Annotated in this window: 19 protein-coding genes; 8 read left to right on the top strand and 11 right to left on the bottom strand. The window is 72.1% G+C overall.

Going from position 1 to position 21,362, the window contains the following annotated elements; all coding sequences use genetic code 11:
• Positions 1 to 174 precede the first annotated feature (174 nt).
• Complete coding sequence (locus tag AB0N14_RS12435; RefSeq protein ID WP_366025602.1) at positions 175 to 1,107, top strand: DMT family transporter; 933 nt, start codon at positions 175 to 177, stop codon at positions 1,105 to 1,107.
• Between the two features lie 22 nt (positions 1,108 to 1,129).
• Here the strand turns inward: AB0N14_RS12435 and AB0N14_RS12440 are convergent, their stop codons facing one another.
• The 7 genes from AB0N14_RS12440 to AB0N14_RS12470 form a co-directional block, all read right to left on the bottom strand.
• Positions 1,130 to 2,215 carry a Zn-dependent alcohol dehydrogenase gene (locus tag AB0N14_RS12440; protein WP_366025603.1) on the bottom strand — a complete coding sequence of 362 codons (1,086 nt, stop codon included), beginning with the start codon at positions 2,213 to 2,215 and terminating at the stop codon, positions 1,130 to 1,132.
• 5 nt (positions 2,216 to 2,220) lie between these two features.
• Entirely contained in the window at positions 2,221 to 3,618 is a 1,398-nt protein-coding gene (locus AB0N14_RS12445) for an aldehyde dehydrogenase family protein (protein WP_366025604.1), read from the bottom strand.
• Between the two features lie 106 nt (positions 3,619 to 3,724).
• Positions 3,725 to 4,981 carry an MFS transporter gene (locus AB0N14_RS12450; protein WP_366025658.1) on the bottom strand — a complete coding sequence of 419 codons (1,257 nt, stop codon included), beginning with the start codon at positions 4,979 to 4,981 and terminating at the stop codon, positions 3,725 to 3,727.
• 37 nt (positions 4,982 to 5,018) lie between these two features.
• Complete coding sequence (locus AB0N14_RS12455; protein WP_366025605.1) at positions 5,019 to 6,431, bottom strand: citrate:proton symporter; 1,413 nt, start codon at positions 6,429 to 6,431, stop codon at positions 5,019 to 5,021.
• Between the two features lie 123 nt (positions 6,432 to 6,554).
• Positions 6,555 to 8,834: a molybdopterin oxidoreductase family protein gene (locus tag AB0N14_RS12460; protein WP_366025606.1), complete on the bottom strand. Its 2,280-nt coding sequence runs from the start codon at positions 8,832 to 8,834 to the stop codon at positions 6,555 to 6,557.
• A gap of 345 nt (positions 8,835 to 9,179) precedes the next feature.
• A complete protein-coding gene (locus tag AB0N14_RS12465) occupies positions 9,180 to 9,800 on the bottom strand; it encodes a TetR/AcrR family transcriptional regulator (protein WP_366025659.1) in 621 nt (206 codons plus the stop codon).
• Between the two features lie 84 nt (positions 9,801 to 9,884).
• The gene (locus AB0N14_RS12470) at positions 9,885 to 10,532 is read right to left on the bottom strand and encodes a nuclear transport factor 2 family protein (RefSeq protein ID WP_366025607.1); all 648 of its coding nucleotides are present in this window, start codon (positions 10,530 to 10,532) and stop codon (positions 9,885 to 9,887) included.
• A gap of 184 nt (positions 10,533 to 10,716) precedes the next feature.
• Here AB0N14_RS12470 and hmgA point away from each other — a divergent pair, with 184 nt between their 5' ends.
• From hmgA to AB0N14_RS12485, 3 genes are read left to right on the top strand one after another with little or no spacing between them, the layout of a single operon-like run.
• A complete protein-coding gene (gene hmgA / locus AB0N14_RS12475; RefSeq protein ID WP_366025608.1) occupies positions 10,717 to 12,036 on the top strand; it encodes a homogentisate 1,2-dioxygenase in 1,320 nt (439 codons plus the stop codon).
• 26 nt (positions 12,037 to 12,062) lie between these two features.
• Positions 12,063 to 12,812 (top strand): GntR family transcriptional regulator, encoded by a 750-nt coding sequence (locus AB0N14_RS12480; RefSeq protein ID WP_366025609.1) that lies wholly within the window; start codon positions 12,063 to 12,065, stop codon positions 12,810 to 12,812.
• Positions 12,813 to 12,824: 12 nt separating this feature from the next.
• Positions 12,825 to 13,985: a type ISP restriction/modification enzyme gene (locus tag AB0N14_RS12485; RefSeq protein WP_366025610.1), complete on the top strand. Its 1,161-nt coding sequence runs from the start codon at positions 12,825 to 12,827 to the stop codon at positions 13,983 to 13,985.
• 90 nt (positions 13,986 to 14,075) lie between these two features.
• On the opposite strand, the gene AB0N14_RS12490 is transcribed toward AB0N14_RS12485, so the two are convergent.
• On the bottom strand, positions 14,076 to 14,792 hold the full coding sequence (locus AB0N14_RS12490) for a TetR/AcrR family transcriptional regulator C-terminal domain-containing protein (protein WP_366025611.1): 717 nt from the start codon (positions 14,790 to 14,792) through the stop codon (positions 14,076 to 14,078).
• 62 nt (positions 14,793 to 14,854) lie between these two features.
• On the opposite strand from AB0N14_RS12490, the gene AB0N14_RS12495 reads away from it, so the two are divergent.
• Genes AB0N14_RS12495 through AB0N14_RS12505 form a run of 3 tightly spaced genes read left to right on the top strand, consistent with a single transcriptional unit; the run spans position 14,855 to position 17,816 of the window.
• Positions 14,855 to 15,799, top strand: coding sequence for an ATP-binding cassette domain-containing protein (locus AB0N14_RS12495; protein ID WP_366025612.1), 945 nt, complete (start codon positions 14,855 to 14,857; stop codon positions 15,797 to 15,799).
• Positions 15,796 to 16,575: an ABC transporter permease gene (locus AB0N14_RS12500; protein ID WP_366025613.1), complete on the top strand. Its 780-nt coding sequence runs from the start codon at positions 15,796 to 15,798 to the stop codon at positions 16,573 to 16,575. Before AB0N14_RS12495 ends, AB0N14_RS12500 begins: the two co-directional genes overlap by 4 nt.
• A gap of 44 nt (positions 16,576 to 16,619) precedes the next feature.
• A complete protein-coding gene (locus AB0N14_RS12505; protein WP_366025614.1) occupies positions 16,620 to 17,816 on the top strand; it encodes a CaiB/BaiF CoA-transferase family protein in 1,197 nt (398 codons plus the stop codon).
• 31 nt (positions 17,817 to 17,847) lie between these two features.
• Here AB0N14_RS12505 and AB0N14_RS12510 read toward each other — a convergent pair whose 3' ends face one another.
• From AB0N14_RS12510 to AB0N14_RS12520, 3 genes are all read right to left on the bottom strand, one after another.
• Positions 17,848 to 18,117, bottom strand: coding sequence for a hypothetical protein (locus AB0N14_RS12510; RefSeq protein WP_103845391.1), 270 nt, complete (start codon positions 18,115 to 18,117; stop codon positions 17,848 to 17,850).
• 126 nt (positions 18,118 to 18,243) lie between these two features.
• Positions 18,244 to 19,068 carry an anti-sigma factor gene (locus AB0N14_RS12515; RefSeq protein ID WP_366025615.1) on the bottom strand — a complete coding sequence of 275 codons (825 nt, stop codon included), beginning with the start codon at positions 19,066 to 19,068 and terminating at the stop codon, positions 18,244 to 18,246.
• Entirely contained in the window at positions 19,065 to 19,607 is a 543-nt protein-coding gene (locus AB0N14_RS12520) for a sigma-70 family RNA polymerase sigma factor (protein WP_366025660.1), read from the bottom strand. The genes AB0N14_RS12515 and AB0N14_RS12520 overlap by 4 nt, the downstream gene beginning before the upstream one ends.
• A gap of 205 nt (positions 19,608 to 19,812) precedes the next feature.
• On the opposite strand from AB0N14_RS12520, the gene AB0N14_RS12525 reads away from it, so the two are divergent.
• Positions 19,813 to 21,333 carry a DUF4331 domain-containing protein gene (locus AB0N14_RS12525; RefSeq protein WP_366025616.1) on the top strand — a complete coding sequence of 507 codons (1,521 nt, stop codon included), beginning with the start codon at positions 19,813 to 19,815 and terminating at the stop codon, positions 21,331 to 21,333.
• Positions 21,334 to 21,362: the final 29 nt, after the last annotated feature.

The raw sequence follows: 21,362 nt of genomic DNA on the forward strand, positions 1-21,362 counted from the left end.
TGCACAAGCTCCACAGACCTGACTTCCCGCCAGCCCGGCGGTAGACCCGGCAGCCCGGTGTCCCCGCCGGATGTGACAAAGCGCAGCGCAATCAGAACGCTACGCGCCCGGCGATCGCCGGATGCGTTTCCTCCCCGGGCCGAAGGCGCCAGGGTTTCCACGCAAGGAGTTTCGATGAACGCCTCCCCCTCCCGTCTGGCCGCCGGCGCCGCCACCGTCACCGTGCTGCTGTGGGCCTCCGCCTTCGTCTCGATCCGCAGCGCGGGCGCCGCGTACGCGCCGGGCGCGCTGGCGCTCGGCCGACTGCTGGCCGGGGCACTGGCGCTGGGAGTGATCTGCCTCCTGCGGCGGGAGGGGTTGCCGCCGCGTGCGGCGTGGCGCGGGACAGCGATATCCGGGCTGCTGTGGTTCGGCTTCTACATGGTCGTGCTCAACTGGGGCGAGCAGCAGGTCGATGCCGGGACCGCCGCGCTGGTGGTGAACATCGGGCCGATCCTGATCGCGCTGCTGAGTGCGCGGCTGCTGGGGGACGCCATGCCGCCGCGGCTGCTCGCGGGCATGGCGGTGTCGTTCGCCGGTGCCGTGACCGTGGGCCTGTCGATGTCGGGTGACGGGGGTTCCTCGGTGCTCGGGGTGGTGCTGTGTCTGCTCGCCGCGGGCGCCTACGCGGCCGGTGTCGTCGCGCAGAAGCCCGCGCTGGGTGCGGCGAGCGCGCTGCAGGCGACGACCTTCGGGTGTCTGGTGGGTGCGGTCGCCTGTCTGCCGTTCGCCGGACAGCTGGTGCACGACGCAGCCCGCGCGCCGGTGTCCGCCACGCTCAACATGGTCTACCTGGGCGTCTTTCCGACCGCGCTCGCCTTCACCGCCTGGGCGTACGCCCTGGCCCGTACGACCGCGAGCCGCATGGGCGCGACGACGTACGCGGTGCCCGCGCTGGTGGTCCTGATGTCCTGGCTCTTCCTCCAGGAGGTCCCGGGGCCGGTGACGCTCGGGGGTGGCGCGCTGTGCCTGGCCGGAGTGGCGGTGTCACGGTCGCGTCCCCGTAAGTCGCCTCCGGCCCCGGAACCGCACACCGCGCCCGAGCAGGTACCGGCCGCCGAGTCCTAGGACACAGGACGAACACAGGACTTCAGAACACCACCATCGCCCGGCCGCCCTTGCCCGCCAGCATGTTCTCGAAGGCGGCCGGGATGCCCTCCAGCGCGATCCGTTCCGTCACCAGCGCGCCCAGGTCCAGGCGGCCCGCCCGGACGTGCTCGGCCAGGACCGGCAGGTCCTCGGCCGGGTTCGAGTTGCCGTAGACGCAGCCCGTCAGCGTGCGGCCCCAGTGGAAGATCTCCAGGGCGTTGAAGGTGACCTGCTGGTCCTTGCCGCCGATGCCGACGACCGTCGTACGGCCGCCGCGGCGGGTGGAGTCCCAGGCGCCGCGGATGGTGGCCGCCCGGCCCACGCACTCCACCGCCACGTCGACGCCCTGCTTGCCGGTCAGGCCGCGGATCTCGCGGGGCGTGGTGTCGGAGGCGAGCAGGAAGTCCGTCGCGCCCGCCCCTCGCGCCAACTCCTCCTTCGCGGGGGACACGTCCACCGCGACGATCCTCTCGGCGCCCGCGATCCGCGCCGCCTGGAGGGTCGCCAGGCCCACCCCGCCGACGCCGAACACCGCGACCGTCTCCCCCGGCCGTACCTTCGCCGCGTGGTGCACGGCCCCGTATCCGGTGAGGACCGCGCAGCCCAGCAGGGCCGCGTCGGTCAGCGGCACGCCGTCCGGGGCCGGGAGCACACAGGACGCCGCGACCACGGTCTCCTCCGCGAACGCGGCCACGTTCAGACCGGGGTGCAGATCCGTGCCGTCGTCCGCGCGGCGGGCGTGGACGGCACCGGCGCCGGTGAGCGCGTCGGCGCACAGCCACACCTCGCCCCGTGCGCAGGCGTGGCAGCTCCCGCAGGACGGCGCCCAGTTGAGCACCACTCCGTCACCGGGGGCGACATGGGTGACGCCCTCCCCCGCCGACACCACCGTGCCCGCGCCCTCGTGACCGAGGACGGCGGGCACCGGCACCCGCATGGTGCCGTTGGACAGGGACAGGTCGGAGTGACAGACCCCGGCGGCGGCGAGCCGGATCCGGACCTGGCCGGGGCCGGGCTCGGGCAGCTCGATCCCGGTGACCTCCAGCGGGGCACCGACGGCGGGCAGTACAGCGGCACGGACGACCATCTGGCTCAACGCTCCTGGAACTGGAGGGACTTGGTCTGCAGGTACTCGGCGAGGCCGTGGTCGCCCAGCTCGCGGCCGACCCCGGACTGCTTGTAACCGCCGAAGGGGGCGCGGGGGTTGAAGCGTCCGCCGTTGATGTCGACCTGCCCGGTCTCCATGCGCCGCGCGAACGCGACCGCCTCCGCGTCGTCCCCGGCCCATACCGCGCCGGCCAGCCCGTACACCGTGCCGTTGGCGATCCGCAGGGCGTCCTGCTCGTCCTCGTAGGGGAGGACCGCCAGTACGGGGCCGAAGATCTCCTCCTGCGCGATCGTCATCTCGGGGGTGACGTCGGCGAAGACGGTGGGCTGCACGAAGTAGCCGCGTTCCCGGGGGGATTCGGGGCCGCCCGCGACCAGCCGGGCGCCCTCCGAGAGGCCCTTCTCGATGTAACCGCGCACCCGCGCCTGCTGCCTGGCGTTCACCACCGGGCCGATGCGGTCCCCGTACTTCGCCGCGGCCGTCGCGGCGAGCTCGACCGCCTCCTCGTACCGGTCCCGGTGCACCAGCATCCGCGTCCATGCGCTGCACGTCTGGCCGGAGTTGGACATGACGTTCGCGACGCCCACGTTGACCGCCCTGGCGAGGTCCGCGCTCGGCAGGATGACGTTCGCGGACTTGCCGCCCAGTTCCAGGGCCACCTTCTTCACGGCCGCTCCCGCCGTGGCGCCGATCCGCCGGCCGACCGCCGTGGAGCCGGTGAAGGAGACCAGGTCGACGCCCGGGTGCTCGGCGAGCGCCTGGCCCGCGACCGGGCCGAGGCCGGTGACCAGGTTGAAGACCCCGGCCGGCACACCCGCCTCGTGGACGGCCTCCGCGAAGAGCTGGGCGGTCAGCGGGGTGTCCTCGGCCGGCTTGAGGACGACCGTGCAGCCAGCCGCCAGCGCCGGGGCGACCTTGGCCACGATCTGGTGGAGGGGGTAGTTCCAGGGGGTGATGGCGCCGACGACGCCGACCGGCTCCTGGTAGACGGTGGAGTTGCCGACCTTCTCCTCGAAGGAGTGGGTGGCGGCCAGTTCGGCGTACGATCCCGCGACCGCGATCGGCAGGCCGACCTGCACGTTCTGCGAGAACGGGAGCGGGGAGCCCAGCTCCGCCGTCACGGTCTCGGCGATCTCGTCCTTCCGGGCGACGAGCACGTCGCGCAGGGCGGCGAGCCGGGCGGCCCGCTCGGCCGGAGCGGTGGCGGCCCAGTCGGGAAAGGCGGCGCGGGCGGCGCGTACGGCGGCGTCGACGTCCTCGGCGGTGCCCGCCGGGACCCGGCCGATGACCTGCTCGTCGGCGGGGTTCACGACCTCGATGGTGTCCGCGCCGACGGCGGGGCGCCAGTCGCCGTCGATGTACATGCCGTCATGTGCCTTCATCGTCTTCCTCCCGGGCGGGGCAGCGTCGTCCGCGCCCCAAACTAGCGCCGGTAGTTTTGTGGCGCCAGGGGGCTCCGGAAGGTCAGCGTAGGGCCTGTCCTCCGGATCAGGCCGGCCGTGAGGGACGGTCCGGAGGCGGCTTCAGATCCGGTCGGGCCGCCGCGCCCCGCCGCGCGGACGAGTCCGCCCCGTGCGGTTCTCTCGCCGGCGAGCGCAGCGCGATCCCGGAGGAGACCAGCAGCAGCGCGCCCAGCATCACGAACGGCGCGGCCACGCCGGCCACTCCGGCCACCAGCCCCGCGGCGGCGGGCGCGGCGACCTGGCCGAGGCGGTTGCCGGTCAGCCGCAGGGCGAGGGCGGTGGAGCGGGCGTCGTCGGGCGCGGCCTGCACGACGGTCGTCATGGACAGCGGCTGCCCGACACCCAGGCAGAACCCGAGCACGGTGAGCATCGCGCCGAGCACCCACACCGGCACCGGCAGCGCGATCCCGGCACACAGCAGCGCCGCCACCAGGCAGGTCAGGGCGAGCAGGAGGGTCCGGCCCAGCAGCCGCAGCAGCTGCGTGAGGACGAGACGGCAGGCGATGGTGGCCGCCGCGCGCAGGCTCAGCAGCAGGCCGACGAGCGCCGGGGCGATGCCGCGGTGGTCGCCGACGACCGGCAGGTACGCGGTGAGGATGTCCGTGGCGGACAGCACGGCGAGACTGATCAGGATGCCGGCCGGTACACCGCGGGCGCGCAGGATGCGGTGCAGGGGGACGCGGTCGCCGCGCGCGGTACGGGTCGTCGTGGCCGTACGGCGCTCGATGCGCCACAGCGAGGTGAACGCGACCGCGGCGCCCGCGCCGGCCACCAGCAGGGCGAGCGCGCTGGTGGCCGCCCGGTCGGGGCCGTGGATCAGGGCGCCGGCGGCGATCGGGCCGACGAGCTGGCCGAGGGAGGCGCCGATGGTGAAGTGACCGAAGTTGCGGTCCTGTTCGTGGGGCTCCGACTGGCGGGCCACGATCGACTGGGCGCCGATGACGAAGCAGAGGTGGCCGAGGCCCATCACGCCGCTCCAGGCGGCCATCGCCGCGAGGGAACCCGCGGCCCCGCTGAGCGCGCAGCCGCCGGAGATCAGGGCCACACCGGTCACCAGCAGCGGCATGCACCGGCCGTGGTCCGTACGGCGGCCCAGCGGTACGGCGGCGAACAGCGGCAGCAGAGCGTACACACCGGCGATCACCCCGACCGCCCGGTCGTCCGCGCCCAGCGCGAGGGCCCGGTAGGAGACGGCGGGCCGGGCCATCGACACCGCCCCCTGCGCGAAGCCGAAGGCGATGACGAGGCGGAGCAGCCAGCCGCGGTTCCCACCGGGCCCCATGAGGACGTCCTCCAACGAATGATCGGACAACGAGTGATCAGATGATGCCGAACAGGATTCCCGCCCCGAGGACCACCAGCGATGTCAGCGCGGCCCACTTGACCACGAACCGCGTGTGGTCGCCGAACTCCACCTTGGCCATGCCGACGAGGACGTAGACGGCGGGCACCAGCGGGCTGGACATGTGCAGCGGCTGGCCGATCAGCGACGCGCGGGCGATCTCCAGGCTGGAGACACCGTGCGCCTGGCCCGCCTCGGCGAGCACCGGCAGGATGCCGAAGTAGAAGCCGTCGTTGGACATGAAGTACGTGAGCGGGATGCTCAGCACGCCGGTGACCAGGGCCATGTGCGGGCCCATGCCGTCCGGGACGTTGTTCACCAGCCACTTGGCCATGTGCTCGACCATGCCGGTGCCCTGCAGGACGCCGGTGAAGACGGCGGCGGCGAAGACCATGCCGGAGACGTTGAGGACGTTCTCGGCATGCGCGGCGAGGCGGGCCTTCTGGTCGGGCATGTGCGGGAAGTTGACGGTGAGCGCGAGCGCGGCGCCGAGCAGGAACAGGACCGGGATCGGCAGCCACTCCATGATCATGGCAGTGAGCAGGGCGACCGTGAGCAGCGCGTTGAACCAGTACAGCTTGGGGCGCAGGGTGGGTCGGTTCGGGTCGAGGCCCTGGAAGCCGTCCTCGGCGGCGGACTCGGGAGCGTCGGCGTCCGTGCCGGAGCCGGAGGCGCCGGTGGCCGTGCGTCCCTTGCCGGTACCGCCGCCGGAGCCACCCGCCCCGACGAGCACCGTCTCGGCCTCCTGCGGTTCGAGGACCTCGTCCAGCGTCAGCGTGCCGAGCCGCTTGCGCTCACGGCGACCGAGGACGTACGCGAGGGCGAAGACGCCCAGCAGGCCGACGGCGAGGGCGGGGATCATCGGCACGAAGATGTCGCTGGCGTCCAGCTTCAGCGCGGTCGCGGCGCGGGCGGTGGGACCGCCCCACGGCAGGGTGTTCATCACGCCGTTGGCCATCGCGGCGACACCGGTCATCACGACCAGGCTCATCTTCAGGCGCTTGTACAGCGGGTACATCGCCGAGACCGTGATCATGAAGGTGGTCGAGCCGTCGCCGTCGAGGGAGACGATCGCGGCGAGGACCGCCGTGCCGACGACGATGCGGAGCGGGTCGGCCTTGCAGAAGCGCAGGATGCCCCGCACGATCGGGTCGAAGAGACCGACGTCGATCATCACACCGAAGTAGACGATCGCGAACATCAGCATCGCCGCGGTGGGGGCGAGGCCGGTGACGCCGTCGATGACGTAGTCACCGAGCTTGGCGCCCTTACCGACGAACACGCAGAACAGCGCGGGGATCAGCACGAGCGCCGCGATCGGCGACATCTTCTTCACCATGATCAGGACCAGGAAGGTCGCGATCATGGCGAAGCCGAGGATGGTCAGCATGAGTGGATACCTAACGTTCGCCCTTGAACACCCCCACGGGGGCCGGGGGTGCGTTGACGTTAGGTCGGGTAAAGAACGGTTAACAAGTAGTTGACGTGCGAGCAATAAGCGCAAAATTCCAGGTCAGCGTGGTGCGGGGAGCGGCGAGAGCTCGACGGGCACGCCGTTGAGCACCGCGTTGCCCGACAGCGGGTCGAGCAGACTGCCGTCGAGGAGCTGGTTGACGTTGACGCCGGGGTCGAGGGCGGCGTGGCTCATCCGGGTGCCAGGCCGGTCGTGGCCCCAGCCGTGCGGAAGGCTGACGACACCGGGCCGGATGCCGTCGGTGATCTCGACGGGTGCGGTGACCGCTCCCCCGGCGCCCTTGACCCGTACGGGAGCGCCGTCCAGGAGTCCGAGCCGCTCGGCGTCCTCGGGGTGGATGTGCAGGGTGCAGCGGTTGGAGCCGCCGGTCAGGGCAGGCACGTTGTGCAGCCAGCTATTGTTGGACCGCAGATGACGCCGCCCCACGAGCACGAGCTCGTCGGCGCGCTCACTCAGCGCCTGCTTCAGGCGCGGCAGGTCGTCCACGATGGGCCGCGGCAGCAGCTCGACCTTGCCGCTGACGGTCTTCAAAGGCTGCGGCAGCCGGGGTTCGAGGGGGCCGAGGTCGATGCCGTGCGGGTGGGCGAGCAGCTTATCGAGGGTGAGCCCGTCGGGTCGGGCGCCGAACCCGTCGCCGTACGGGCCGAGGCGCAGCATCATGTCCAGCCGCCGTTCGGGGCCGTTGTCGCCGCTGAGCTGCGCGGCGAGCTCCTTCGGGTCCCGGCCGTGGACGGGCGAGTGGGCCTCGGTGACGGCCTTGCCGAGGGTCTGGGCGATGATGAGGTCGTCGACGGCGGACGGGTCGGCGCCCTGCTTCCCCGAGCTCTCGGCTTCGCTCGAGCAGGGGAGACCCCAATCGGTCGCGGCGAGCACGAGTCGGGCCAGGATCTCGGTCTCGGCCATACGTCCGGGCTCCAGCGGAACGGCGGCGCGGGTGTAGCGGACCTGGTTGCGCACGGCGAGGGTGTTGAAGGCGAAGTCGAAGTGCGGTGCCTGGGAGGGCGGGGGCGGCGGCAGCACGACGTGCGCGTGGCGCGAGGTCTCGTTCAGATACGGGTCGACGCTGACCATGAAGTCGAGCGAGCCGAGCGCCTTGTCGAGGCGGTCGCCGTCCGGGGCGGAGAGCACGGGGTTGGCGGCGATCGCCATGACGGCGCGGATCGGGCTGCCCTCGTCGGTGGCGGTGTCGATCTCCTCGGCGAGCGCGGAGATCGGCAGCTCGCCCTTGGCCTCGGGGTGCCGGCGCACCCGCGAGTGCCAGCGGCCGAGTACGAAGCCGCGTCCGGGTCCGGCGGGCCGGGGCGGCTTGTCGGTGGCCGACAGCGGGAAGAGGGCGCCGCCGGGCCGGTCGAGGTTGCCGGTGAGGACGTTGAGGACGTCGACGAGCCAGCTGGCGAGGGTGCCGTGCGGGACGGTGCAGCTGCCGATGCGGCCGTAGACGGCGGCGGTGGGGGCGGCGGCGAGCTCCCGGGCGAGGGTGCGGATGGTGCCGGCGTCGACGCCGCACGCCGCCGCGGCGGCCTCGGGCGTGAAGTCCCGTATGCACGCGGCGAGTTCGTCGACTCCCTGGACATGCGGGGCGAGGTCCTTGAGGTCGACGAGCTCTTCCTCGAACAGGACGTGTGCCATCGCCGCGAGCAGCAGCGCGTCGGTGCCAGGGCGGATCGGAACGTGCCGGTCGGCGAGCCGGGCGGTGCGGGTGCGGCGCGGGTCGATCACGGTGAGGGTGCCGCCTCGGGCCTTGAGGGCCTTGAGCCGACCGGGGAAGTCGGGGGCGGTGCACAGACTGCCGTTGGATTCGAGGGGGTTGGCGCCGATCAGCAGCAGGTGGTCCGTGCGGTCGAGGTCGGGCACGGGGATGGCGCCCGCGTCCCCGTAGAGCAGCCCGCTGGAGACGTGCTTGGGCATCTGGTCCAGCGTGGAGGCGGTGAAGACGCTGTGGGTGCCGAGACCGGCGAGCAGGACGGGCGGGTAGAGGCCACCGGCCATCGTGTGCACGTTGGGGTTGCCCAGGACGACGCCGACGGCGTGCGGCCCGTACTGCTCGACGACCGGTCGCAGCCCGGCGGCGACGGCGTCGAACGCCTCCTCCCAGGTGGCCTCGCGCAACTCCCCGTCCCGGCGCACGAGGGGCCCGCGCAGCCGGTCCGGGTCCGAGTCGGCGGCCCCGAACGAGGCGCCCTTCGGGCAGATGAACCCCTTGCTGAACACGTCCTCCCGGTCGCCGCGCGCGCCGGTGACCCGGGTGTCCTCGATGGTGAGCGTCAGCCCGCAGGTGGCCTCGCAGAGGGGGCAGATACGCAGGGCGGTGCGGGACACGGGTCCTCCCGGTGGGACGGCGACGGCGATGACGCACGAACGGGGCGAGCATACCGACCGGTATGCACGCTGGGGAGCCCCAGGACCGCACGGTGACGCCCGCCACAGCGCACCACGGTCCTAGTGCCGCAACAGGCAACGTTCGCCCCGTCGCGACGCCCGGCACTCCCCCAAGCTCTTCGAGCAGGGGGGACCCCCACTCGCCGCACCGGCCGAAAGCCCAAGTACGTCCAGTACGAGGACTTCCGGCCGGCACTCCCCCAAGCTCTTCGAGCAGGGGGTACCCCCAGAGCACGCACCGGACGCCGCTCCTTGACGGGCGAACGTTGCCTGCCGCGGCACTAGCTAGTCGAGCGCCCTGGCCAGATACGCCCGCAGCAGCTCCCGCACCTCCGCGATGATCTTCTCGTCTCCCTCCGGGGACACCCTGAAGGCCAGGTGGACCAGGGTGTCCGCGGTTTCCACGGCGATCAGCAGCGTGCGGCGCAGGGCCTCGTCCGGTTCTCGGCCGAGGTATGCCGACAGCAGTTCGGTCAGGCGGTCGGCGACGCGGTGGTTCGGTTCGGCGTCGCGGGCGCCGACCGGGATCTGGTTGCCGAAGTCGACGAGGGAGAACCCGGGTGCCGTGCGCTTCATGTCCAGGTACTCGTCGAGCATGGCGTCCAGGGCGGTGCGCCAGCCGCCCTCGCCCTGCGCCTCGGCCAGGCGGTGGGTGACGCGCTCGGTGTAGCGCTCCAGGTTGCGTTCGGCCAGGGCGTCGACCATGGCCCGCTTGTTGCCGAAGAAGCGGTAGACGGAGCCTATGGGGACGCCCGCGCGCTGGGCCACGGCCCGGGTGCTGAGGGCGTCGTAACCGACCTCGTCGAGCAGGTCGGCGCAGGCGTCGAGGATTCTGGTCAGTCGTTCGGCGCTACGGCGCTGGACGGGCGCGCGGCGCAGCGATGTCGCTTGGGGCACGGGCTTCATCATGCCTTTCCGCCGGGTGCAGGTGAACCTCACTTCTCTGTACGGGAATCGGTGGCCTCTGCACTCATCGGGCGTGCGCCGAGTTCATCCCGCGCTCGCGGGGCTCGGCGTCTCCTCCGCGCCGGACGCCGGGTTCGGCGTCTCCTCCGCGCCGGACGCCGGGTTCGGCGTCTCCTCCGCGCCGGACGCCGGGTTCGGCGTCTCCTCCGTCCCGGAGACCGCGTTCGGGGTCTCCTCCGTCCCGGACGCCGTGATGTCCGCCGTGCTCCCCACCGGCTTGCCGTCCACCGCCCAGACCGTCTGGTCGTCCGCGTACAACCGGGCCGTGACGTGATGTGTGCCGCGCGGGACCAGCCGACTGGGCAGGCGGTAGTCGGGGGTGCGCAGCCGGGTGAGGGCGTGGCCGTCCAGGTAGAGCCGGGCCGTGCCGCGGCCCGCCACGGCCACCGGGCGCACACCGGGAGGGGAGAAGCGGAAGTGGCGGACCGTCAGCCGCACGTCCCAGGCGCCACCCGAGGCCGGCTGCACCTCGATCGCCACCTGAGGGGCGTCCTTCTTGCCGATCTCACGGTAGTGCCGCCCTTCCTCGTCCGTGTCGTCCAGTACCTTGCCCACGGGCGAGGCCGACACCTCGCCCTTCCGCTCATGCGCCTCGCTGGAGGCGCAGCCCGCCGAGCCGCCGAACAGGGCACCCACCGCGAGCGCGACGAGCAGTCCGCGCGTCCACGACATGCCGGAGAGCGTATTGCGCCCTCACGGACGGCCGGATCCTTCTGAAGTCGGGTTCTCGTGTCCCCCGCCAGTTGCACTCGACCTCCACCCGCTTCTCCACCTCCGCTCCACCCCTTCCCCCCCTTGCGCACCCGCCCACCGAATCCTACGGTGATGCATAGGAATCAGCGACGAGGGAGCGGTGATGAGCGGGGACGCGAGGAAGATCGCGGAGGGGCTGTCCTATCTCTCCGGGTTCGGCAACGAGCACAGCTCGGAGGCGGTCCCGGGCGCCCTGCCCGAGGGCCGCAACGCGCCGCAGCGCGCCCCGCTCGGGCTGTACGCGGAGCAGTTGAGCGGTACGGCGTTCACCGAGCCGAGGGCGCACAACCGCCGCTCGTGGTTGTACCGGATCCGCCCCTCGGCGGCGCACCCGGCGTTCACCCGCACGGACAACGGCACGATCCGCACGGCCCCGTTCACCCAGTCGGTGCCCGACCCCAACCGGCTGCGCTGGAACCCGCTGCCGGAGCCCGCGGCGGGGACCGACTTCCTCGCGGGCCTGTGGACCCTCGGCGGCAACGGCGACGCCACCCAGCGCACCGGCATGGCCGTGCACCTGTACCACGCCAACGCCTCCATGGAGCGGGTCTTCAGCGACGCGGACGGCGAACTCCTGATCGTTCCGGAGCGCGGCGGGCTGCTGCTGCACACCGAGTTCGGGATGTTGCACGGGGAGCCCGGCCATGTGGCGCTGATCCCGCGCGGGGTGCGTTTCCGTGTGGAGCTGCTCGATGAGTCGGCGCGCGGCTATGTGTGCGAGAACTACGGCGCACCCTTCCGCCTCCCCGACCTCGGCCCGATCGGCGCCAACGGCCTCGCGAACGCCCGGGACTTCCGGGCGCCCGTCGCCGCGTACGAGGACGTCGACGGTCCGGTGGAGGTGGTGAACAAGTTCTGCGGCAACCTCTGGACGGCCACCTACGACCACTCACCGCTCGACGTCGTCGCCTGGCACGGCAACCATGTGCCGTACATCTACGACCTGCGCCGTTTCAATGTGCTCGGGACCATCTCGTACGACCATCCGGACCCGTCCATCTTCACGGTGCTCACGTCCCCGTCCGACACCCCCGGTCTGGCGGGCGTCGACTTCGTGGTCTTCGCGCCGCGCTGGCTGGTGGGTGAGGACACGTTCCGGCCGCCGTACTTCCACCGGAACGTGATGAGCGAGTACATGGGCCTGATCGAGGGTGCCTACGACGCGAAGGCGGAGGGCTTCGTGCCGGGCGGCGGCTCGCTGCACAACATGATGTCGGCGCACGGCCCGGACCGCGAGACGTTCGAGAGGGCGAGCGCGGCGGAGCTCGAGCCGCAGAAGATCGACGACGGGCTGGCGTTCATGTTCGAGACGCGCTGGCCGGTGACCCTCACCCCGCAGGCCGCCCGGGCGGATCACCTGCAACGCGGGTACGACGACGTGTGGCAGGGCCTCGAACGCCACTTCCGCTCGCCCTTGCACTGAGGACTCCCTACCGGTACGGATGGCCCGTGACCTCCTTCGCCCCCGACTCGATCGTCCTGAACCGCAAGCTGCCGCTCTGGTACCAGGTGTCGCAGTCGCTGCGTGCCTCGATACTCGGCCGCGCGCCCGGGGATCCGCTGCGCCTGCCCACCGAGGAGCAGTTGGCGGGGCACTACGGGGTCAGCGTGCTGACCATGCGGCAGGCGCTGAAGGAGCTGGAGGACGAGGGCCTGATCACGCGCCACCGCCGGCGCGGCACGTTCATCGAGCCCAGCGCGCAAAGGGGCGCCCCGGTGCGGCTGCTGGGCTCGGTGGACGCGATCGTCGCCCAGCAGTCCGGCATGACGACGGAACTGCTCGACCACGGCGGGCGCCCGGTGCCGGGCGAACTCGCCGAGCACTTCCCGGATCTGGTCGAGGTGGCGACGTACCACCGGCTGCGCAGCGACGAGAAGACGGGTGAGCCGACCAACCACGCCCGCAACTACGTACGCCCCGAACTGGCCGAGCGCATCGACCTGGACGACCTGGTGCGCTGGCCGATGACCAAGGTGCTGCGGGACGTCGTGGGCGCGGACATCAGCCGCATCACGGACACCGTGGAGGCCCGGCTCGCCGACCCGGAGACGGCCCAGCTCCTCCAAGTCCCGCTGCTCAGCCCGATCCTGCACTACACGGGGGTGACCTACGACGCCGACGGGCGCGCGCTGGACGTGGCCGTCATCCACTACCGGGGGGACCGTTTCTCCTTCACGGTCACCCTCGAGGCCACCTGACCACGTCGTACGATGCCCAGCGTGACGCACGACGACGCTCCGCTCCTCGCGGACCTCATGCCGTGGTCCGTCGCACCCCTGCGGCCGGGCCGTGCCTGGCCCTCGGCGCCCGACGCGGCGTCCCTCAAGGCCCGCTGGGACGCCCTCATGAAGGCCGACGGCCCCGACCGGGAGGCTTTGTTCGAGCCGACGCGCTCGCGCACCCTGCACTCGGCGGTCGGCCGGCTGCCCGGCCAGACGAGCGGCACGGAGAAGCTGTCGCGCGCGTCGGGACCCTGTTCGGAGCCGATACGCGTCCTGCTGGCCCCCTTCGACGAGCAGTGGCTGATCCCCGACCACCGCCTGATCGACACCGCGCGGCCGGAGCTGTGGCGGGTGGCGGACGAGCACCAGATCTTCGCCGTGGAGACGGCCACGGACGCGGGCGGCCCCCTCCTGCTCGCGACGTCGCTCCTGCCGCTGGTCCGCCCCGGCCGCATCCGCCCGCTGTACCGCCGCCCCGGCGCCGGGGAACCCAACCTCGCCCCCGGCCTCCTGGAGCACCTCACGTCCCGCCTCGGCCACTCCCCCGCTCCCGTGGACGTCCTGGCCTGGATCGTCGCGACGGTGCGCCCCGGTCTCACCGTCCCCCTCACCGCGGACCCCGATCTGTGGACCCGGGGCGTCGAGCTGGGCCGCCGCATGCTGTGGCTGATGCGCCGCGACGGCGCCCGCCCCAAGCTCCCGGGCGGGCGCCGCCCCTACGTCCGCGCCCCGCTCCCCTCCCGGCCCCTGACCCTCAACTACGACCGTGACGAGGGGACCCTGCACCTCGACGAGGGCCGCATCGCCCCGGTACCACCGGAGGCCTGGGACTTCGAGGTGGCCGGTGTCCGGGTGCTGGAACAGTGGTTCGCGGCCCGTACGGCGGGGGGAGAGCCGGGCGCGCTGACGGCGATCCGCCCGGCGACCTGGCCGCAGAACTGGACGTCGGAGCTGCTGGAACTGATCACGATCCTGGCCCTGCTGGCGGAAGTACGGCCGCGGCAGGCGCAGCTGAGCGTCACGACGCCCATCACGGCCACCGAACTGCGCGAGGCGGGGCTGCTGCCGGTATCGGAGGCGGCACACCGCCCGGCCTCCGTGCTGGACCACCACGAGGAGGGCCCGGAGGGGCAGTTCACGCTGATTTAGTGCTGCTTCAGTGCTGCGGCCCTGGGGCTAGGGTCTTTCGTTCGGATCAGGCCGGCCCCGCGAGCTTGGCATGATCCAAACGAGAGGCCCCTAGCTCCTGGCCGGATCGAAGGCGTCGAGAACTCTCCCCAGCGTCCGCTCGAACGCGGCCTCCAGATCAACGGCCCCGGAATACTCGGCGAGGGCCGCCGCCATCCGCGGATAGGCGCCGCTCGCCAACTGCCCCCCGAGATAGGCGGCCCGCACCGCATGCTCCTGGTCCGCCGACCACGGCAGTGACCGGGTGCGTTCCGCGGTGGACAGCTCGGTCGCCGCATGCATGGTCATCACGGCGTTGATCATCGCGATCAGTTCCATCTTCGTGCCGGAGGGCACCGCGACCGGCTCCAGGCAGGCCAGGCAGTGTTCCAGGTGGCGCAGGGCGTTCGGACTGAACCCGTACACCGGGGACATCAGGCTCGGCAGCCAGGGATGGCGGTGCATCAGCGCACGGGTCTGGTGGGCGACCCTCAGCATGTCCGCGCGCCAGTCCCCCGACGGCTCCCACAGCTCGTGCTCACCGCTGACGGCGTCCATCATCAGCTCGTACAGGTCCTCCTTGCGGGGGACGTAGTTGTACAGCGACATCGTGCCGCAGCCCAGCTCCGCGGCGACGCGCCGCATCGAGACCGCGTCCAGCCCCTCGGCGTCCGCGATCCGCACGGCGGCGGCCGCGATGTCGGCCCGGCTGTACCCGGGCTTGGGCCCTCGGCCCGTGCGCTCGGGACGCGCCCAGATCACTTCGGGTTCGGCCGCTCGGCCCGCCATCGGTCATCACCTCGACCACCATCCTAGAACGTACAGCGTACGTAGTGCGCTATGGTCCACCCATGACTTCTACGTACACTGTACTTAGTGAGGGTCTGGAGAAACGCTTCGGTGAGGTCCGGGCCGTGTGTGGGCTGGATCTCGCGGTGGCACAGGGCACGGTCTGCGGGCTGCTCGGCCCCAACGGCGCGGGCAAGACCACGGCCGTCCGGCTGCTGACCACCCTGCTGCGCCCGGACGCCGGGTCGGCCCGGGTCGCGGGCCACGATCTGGTGCGGGAGCCGGACGCCGTGCGCCGGCGGATCGCCGTGACCGGGCAGTACGCGTCGCTGGACGGCGACCTCACCGGACGTCAGAACCTACGGCTCTTCGCCCGTCTGCACCGGGTGCGGGGACCGGCCGAGCGGGTCGGCGAGCTCCTGGAGCGCTTCGGCCTGACCGAGGCAGCCGACCGGCCCGTGTCCACGTACTCGGGTGGTATGCGGCGCCGTCTCGACCTGGCCGCGAGCCTGGTCCACCGCCCCGACGTGCTGTTCCTCGACGAGCCCACCACCGGTCTCGACCCGGCCGGACGCAACCGCATCTGGGAGGCCGTGCGCGCCCTGAAGGAGCAGGGCACGACCGTGCTGCTGACGACGCAGTATCTGGAGGAGGCCGACCACCTGGCCGACGACATCGCCCTGGTGGACCGGGGCCGGATCGCGCACACCGGCTCGCCCGCCCACCTCAAGGCACTCATCGGCTCCTACGCCGAGGTCGTCGTGGCCCACCGGGACGACCTGACGAAGGCCGCCGGCGTCCTGGACCACCTCACCGGCGCGGAGCCGTCGTTCGACCACGACCGGGGCGCCGTCGGCGCCGTCACCACCGACCTGACCCTCACCCTTCCGCGCCTCGTGCGCGAACTCGACGCGGCGGGCGTGCCGCTGCTCGACGCGAGTCTGCGCCCGCCGACTCTCGACGACGTCTTCCTCCGTCTCACGGCCGGCAAGGAGCTGGTGGCATGACCGCGCTGATGTACGACGGCACCGCGATGGTGGGCCGGCAGCTGCGCCGGGTGCGGAACAACCCCGGGCTCGCGATCCTCAGCCAGACCATGCCGATCACGATGCTGCTGTTCTTCGGGTACGTCTTCGGCAGCGCCCTGGCGATGCCCGGAGCGCAGTACCGGAGCTTCCTGGTGCCGGGGCTGCTGGTGGCGACCGCCGCGGGCGGGGTCATGACCGGGATGTTCCAGGCGGCCCAGGACTCCCACCGGGGCGTGATGGACCGCTTCCGGACGCTGCCGGTGAGCCGGGCCTCCGTGCCGGTCGCGCAGGCGGTGGCCGACCTCGTCGTCACGGCCGCCGGGACGGTTCCCCTGCTGCTGGTGGGGCTCGCCGTGGGCTGGCGGGTCGAGGGATCGGCGGCAGGGGCACTGGGTGCGGTGGGACTGCTGCTGCTCTTCCGGTTCGCGTCGACCTGGATCGGGATCCTCCTCGGGCTGCTCACCCGGAGCGAGGAGGCCGCCGGGCAGCTCGGCGGCGCGACCTTCGTCCTGCCGCTGCTGTCCAACGCCTACATCCCCACGGACAACCTGCCGGGCTGGCTGCGCACCCTCGCCGAGTGGAACCCGATCAGCGCGGTCACCACCGCCCTGCGGGACCTCTTCGGGAACGCGCCCGTGCCCCGGGGCGCCGCCTGGCCGGTGGCGCATCCCGTCGCCGGAGCACTCGCCTGGTGCGTGGTGCTGATCGCGGTGTTCGCGCCGCTCGCCGTCCGCCGGTACGCGCGGCCCCGGTGACCGCCTGCTGACAAGGACGCCGCCGGCGGGTCATGATCCCGCCCATGGACCGTCTGCCGCTGCCCCTGGAGGGCATCACCGTCGTCGCCGTCGAACAGGCCGTCTCGGCCCCCTTTGCGACCCGCCAGCTCGCCGATCTCGGTGCCCGGGTCATCAAGGTCGAGCGGGTCGACGGCGGCGACTTCGCGCGCGGCTACGACACCGCCGCCCGCGGCCTCGCCTCCCACTTCGTGTGGTGCAACCGCGGCAAGGAGTCGATCGCGCTGGACCTGAAGGACCCGCGCGGACTGGACGTCGTACGACGGCTGATCGCGGACGCGGACGTGTTCGTGCAGAACCTCGCGCACGGGGCCGCGGCCCGGCTCGGCCTGGACGCGGCCACACTGTGCGCCGCCCATCCACGACTGGTCGCCGTGGACATCTCGGGATACGGGGCGTCGGGGCCGTACGCGGGCAAGCGGGCCTACGACATGCTCGTGCAGTGCGAGGCGGGACTGGTGTCGGTGACCGGCACGCCGGAGCAGCCGGTCAAGGCGGGGATCCCGGCGGCCGACATCGCGGCGGCCATGTACGCGTTCTCGGGGGTGCTCGCGGCGCTCGTGCGGCGGGGCACCACCGGGCGCGGCGGGCCGGTGGAGGTCTCGATGCTGGAGGCGCTCGCGGAGTGGATGGGGCATCCGCTGCACCACGCGATGCACGACGGCACTCCCCCGGCGCGTACCGGCCTCGCGCACGCGGTCATCGCGCCCTACGACGCCTATCCGACGGCGGACGGCGGACGCGTGCTGCTGTCCGTGCAGAACGACCGGGAGTGGCGGCGGCTCGCCGAACAGGTGCTCGGGCAGCCGGAGCTGGCGGACGATCCCTCGCACGCCACGAACGCGGCGCGGGTCGCCCACCGGGACCGCACGGACATGCTCGTCGGCAAGGCGCTGGGCGCTCTGGACGCCGATGAGGCGATGGCCCGGCTGGAGGGCGCGGGCATCGCGTGCGCGCGCCTGAGGGACCTGTACGAGGTGGCGGAGCACCCTCAGCTGGCGGCCCGGGAGCGGTGGCGGGAGGTGGGGACACCGGTGGGGCCGCTGCGGGCGCTGCTGCCGCCGATCACGCTGCCGGGCGGTGCGGAGGCGCTGATGGGGGACGTGCCCGCGCTCGGGGAGCACACCGAGGCGCTGCTGCGTGCCGTGGGGATGACGGACGAGGAGATCGCAGCGCTGCGCCGGGACGGTGTGACGGCCTGAGCGCGGGCCTTGAAGGGAACGCGGGTGACGCTCAGCGCCCGCCGAACAGCGAACGACGCAGCCGGCGCAGCGGTGCGAAGAGCGAGACACCACTCATGCGGCCGCCCCTGCCGCTACGGCCGTGCGCGGCGTCACGCGCGGTGAGCTCACGCATCAGCGAGGTCGCCTCGGCCGCCTCGCGCTGCGGGACGGCGGGGCCGGCCAGCACCGAGAGATGGCGGTCGAGGCGCGAACTGGTCGCGCTGCTCCCGCAGGTGATCGCAGGGATCCTGGCCCTGCTGCGCACTGTTATCTGTTCCATGTCACTCCCCACCCGTACGAGTCCACCCGGCCCGGGCAGAGTAACCCTATCGCTCTCTCGTGGCACGCGTGTATCGCGGGCACAGGATTCACCTTCCCCATAAGGCCGTTGACGAACCGTTGACGACTACCCTCCGAAACCGATGGGGTGCAGGGCGAGTTGGACAACGGGCTGGCCGGTGGGCTGAGGTGACCCTCCGTCGGGTTCGACGGTCACGGCCAGTGATGTCGCCGACTTGGTCAGACCGCTCGCGACCAGGAGCGTGTCGCCGTCGAAGAGTCCGAGGGAGCGTGGTGGCACGCCCGGGCGCATCAGCCAGAGTTGGTGCACACGGCCGCTGGGCGGTGCGCCCAGTCCGCGGAGGGTGACGACGGCGCGCCCCTCGGATGCGGAGGCGATCACTCCGATTCCTCGGCCCCTGGCATCCCGGTCGCTGGTCGCACGGGCGTCCGGGGCGGCCAGAACGTGGGCGATCTCACGTGCCTGGGCGCGCTCGGCGTCGAGTCGGTCCTGCGTCCGCGTGGCCTGCACGGCGAAGAGCGCGGCGACGACGAGGGCCGCCGCGGCCGTGGCGGTGGCCAGCGGGGCGAACAGGGGGCGCAGCCGGGGCGCACGGGTGCGCGGCGGCGGTGGCGCCGTGCCCCAGACGTGCGGTGGCAGGTGCGGTTCATGGGCGCGGGACGCTCCCTGCGCGGGCACGGGGTCCTGCGGGGTGTTCCGTACGGCGGTCAGGACCCGGTCCCGCAGGCCGGGCGGGGCCAGGGCCGTGGTCGACCAGGCGAGCCGCACCGCGTCCTCGGACAGGTCCCGGACCTCGGCGGCGCAGCGGTCACAGCCCTTCAGATGCCTCTCGAAGCGGACGCGTTCGGCGGGCTCGAGGGCGTCCAGGGCATAGGGCGCGGCCAGGGAGTGCAGGTCCTCGCGGCGCAGCAGTCGGCCGAGGATGCTCATGCGACCCCTCCCAGGCACTGGCGCAGCCGGGTGAGTCCGTCACGCATCCGCGTCTTGACCGTGCCGAGCGGCAGTGAGAGCCGCTCGGCCACCTCACGGTAGGTGTAACCGTCGTAGTAGGCGAGCGTGACCGACTGGCGTTGCAGGGCGGTGAGGCGGTCCAGGCAGCGGCGCACCCATTCGCGTTCCAGGCCGGCCTCCACCTCCTCGGCGACCTGGTCGAAGGCGGGGTGGTGCGCGCGCCGGGCCTCGCGCTGCTCGCGTTCGCCGGCCGCGCGGGCGCTGCGCACCCGGTCGACGGCGCGGCGGTGGGTGAGGGTGAGGATCCACGACAGGGCGCTGCCGCGACGGGGGTCGAACCTGGTGGCGGAGCGCCACAGTTCGAGCAGCACCTCCTGGGCCACCTCCTCCGACTGCGCCGGATCCCGCAGGACGCGGCGGACCAGGCCGAACACCGGCCCCGACACCAGTCCGTACAGCTGCTCGAAGGCCTTCTGGTCGCCTCCGGCCACGAGCACCAGAAGTTCGTCCGCCTCCACTCGTACCCCCCTCACCGACGCCGTGCACGGCATGCTCGCTCCACTGGGCGTTCGCTGCTGACTCCCCTTCGGAAGGGATACGGATCAGCGGGGCCGAAACGCGGGTCGAGCAGGCAAGAAAAGTTTTTTGGGATCCGACCAAGCCGTCCGGGCGGTCGCTCCGTATCCCTGTGCGTCAGGCAAGTTGGCACTGAGGACGGACGGCATGACACCTATCTCCAGGAGCGGCGTGGGTCGTAGGGGTATCGCGACCCTCATCTGTGGTGCGCTGGCCGCGGGCGGGCTCGCGGCCGCCGGCGTGACCGCGCTGGAACCGGGGGCGGCCTCCGCCTCCTCCCACCGGGAGGCCCCGCTGATCTCGGGGCAGCCGCAGTACGACAACACCGACCTGTACGCGTTCGTCAGCCCGGACAAGCCGGACACGACGACGATCATCGCGAACTTCGTCCCGTTCGAGGAGCCGGCGGGCGGTCCGAACTTCTACACGTTCGCGGAGGACGCGCAGTACGACCTCCACGTCGACAACAACGGTGACGCGCAGAGCGAGCTGATCTTCCGCTACACGTTCAAGACGCACGTCAAGAACAAGAACACCTTCCTCTACAACACGGGTCCGGTCGACAGCCTCGAGGACCCCGACCTGAACGTCACTCAGACCTACGACATCGACCTCATCAAGCTGCACAAGCAGAAGCTGGTGGCGAAGACGAGGATCGCGGACAACGTGCCGGTAGCCCCGTCGAACGTCGGCAAGGCGTCGATGCCGGACTACGGCAAGCTGCGCGACGAGGCGGTGTACAAGCTCGCGGGCGGGGCGACGACCTTCGCCGGGCAGGCCGACGACCCGTTCTTCGCGGACCTCAGGGTCTTCGACCTGCTGTACGGCGGGAACCTCTCGGAGGTCGGAAACGACACCCTCAAGGGCTACAACGTCAACTCCCTGGCCTTGCAGGTGCCGAACGACCTGATCCGCGAGTCGTCGTACCAGCCGGTCGTCGGCATCTGGGGGACGGTCCAGCGCAAGGACGCGCGCGGGCACTGGTCGCAGGTCTCTCGGCTGGGCAACCCACTTGTCAACGAAGTGGTCAACCCGCAGAAGGACAAGGACAAGTTCAACGCGTCCTCGCCGTACGACGATGCCCAATTCCTGAACGTGACGAACCCGGAGCTGCCGAAGCTCATCGAGGCGATCTACAAGATCAAGGCGCCGTCGGAGCCGCGCAACGACCTCGTGGACGTGTTCCTGAAGGGCGTGAAGGGCCTCAACCAGCCGCCGCACGTGCGGCCGGCGGAGGAGCTGCGGCTCAACACCTCGATCAAGCCGAGCGCCGGCCCGAAGCGGCTGGGCGTGCTGGACGGCGACAACGCGGGCTTCCCGAACGGGCGCCGGCTCACCGACGACGTGATCGACGAGGCGCTGCAGGTCGCGGAGGGCGAACTGGTCGGCTCCAAGAACGACCTGGGCGACGGTGTCGACGAGAACGACCAGAAGTTCGGGCACTCCTTCCCGTACCTCGCCCAGCCGACGTCCGGGTCGCGCGGCCCACTGGCGAAGGGCACCGGCAACAACGTGCGCAACCAGCTGGGTGACGGACTGCAGGTGGCGGGTGCCGGCGCGAACACCACGCTGATCGCGACGTCCGCCGCCGGTGGCGTCGCGGGGGCCCTGCTGATCGGCACCGCCCTGATGTGGTGGCGCCGCCGCACCCGCTACCGCGCGTACTGACGGCCGGTCGCCGTCCCCCGAACCGGCGC

Source organism: Streptomyces sp. NPDC051104 (assembly GCF_040682835.1).
Taxonomy (GTDB): Bacteria; Actinomycetota; Actinomycetes; order Streptomycetales; family Streptomycetaceae; genus Streptomyces; species Streptomyces cynarae.

Excerpts from the sequence above, each read along its gene's own strand:
- AB0N14_RS12435 (WP_366025602.1), top strand. The coding sequence starts at position 175 with ATGAACGCCTCCCCCTCCCGTCTGGCCGCCGGCGCCGCCACCGTCACC.
- AB0N14_RS12440 (WP_366025603.1), bottom strand. The coding sequence starts at position 2,215 with ATGGTCGTCCGTGCCGCTGTACTGCCCGCCGTCGGTGCCCCGCTGGAG.
- AB0N14_RS12445 (WP_366025604.1), bottom strand. The coding sequence starts at position 3,618 with ATGAAGGCACATGACGGCATGTACATCGACGGCGACTGGCGCCCCGCC.
- AB0N14_RS12450 (WP_366025658.1), bottom strand. The coding sequence starts at position 4,981 with ATGGGGCCCGGTGGGAACCGCGGCTGGCTGCTCCGCCTCGTCATCGCC.
- AB0N14_RS12455 (WP_366025605.1), bottom strand. The coding sequence starts at position 6,431 with ATGCTGACCATCCTCGGCTTCGCCATGATCGCGACCTTCCTGGTCCTG.
- AB0N14_RS12465 (WP_366025659.1), bottom strand. The coding sequence starts at position 9,800 with ATGAAGCCCGTGCCCCAAGCGACATCGCTGCGCCGCGCGCCCGTCCAG.
- AB0N14_RS12470 (WP_366025607.1), bottom strand. The coding sequence starts at position 10,532 with ATGTCGTGGACGCGCGGACTGCTCGTCGCGCTCGCGGTGGGTGCCCTG.
- hmgA (WP_366025608.1), top strand. The coding sequence starts at position 10,717 with ATGAGCGGGGACGCGAGGAAGATCGCGGAGGGGCTGTCCTATCTCTCC.
- AB0N14_RS12485 (WP_366025610.1), top strand. The coding sequence starts at position 12,825 with ATGCCCAGCGTGACGCACGACGACGCTCCGCTCCTCGCGGACCTCATG.
- AB0N14_RS12490 (WP_366025611.1), bottom strand. The coding sequence starts at position 14,792 with ATGGCGGGCCGAGCGGCCGAACCCGAAGTGATCTGGGCGCGTCCCGAG.
- AB0N14_RS12495 (WP_366025612.1), top strand. The coding sequence starts at position 14,855 with ATGACTTCTACGTACACTGTACTTAGTGAGGGTCTGGAGAAACGCTTC.
- AB0N14_RS12500 (WP_366025613.1), top strand. The coding sequence starts at position 15,796 with ATGACCGCGCTGATGTACGACGGCACCGCGATGGTGGGCCGGCAGCTG.
- AB0N14_RS12505 (WP_366025614.1), top strand. The coding sequence starts at position 16,620 with ATGGACCGTCTGCCGCTGCCCCTGGAGGGCATCACCGTCGTCGCCGTC.
- AB0N14_RS12510 (WP_103845391.1), bottom strand. The coding sequence starts at position 18,117 with ATGGAACAGATAACAGTGCGCAGCAGGGCCAGGATCCCTGCGATCACC.
- AB0N14_RS12515 (WP_366025615.1), bottom strand. The coding sequence starts at position 19,068 with ATGAGCATCCTCGGCCGACTGCTGCGCCGCGAGGACCTGCACTCCCTG.
- AB0N14_RS12525 (WP_366025616.1), top strand. The coding sequence starts at position 19,813 with ATGACACCTATCTCCAGGAGCGGCGTGGGTCGTAGGGGTATCGCGACC.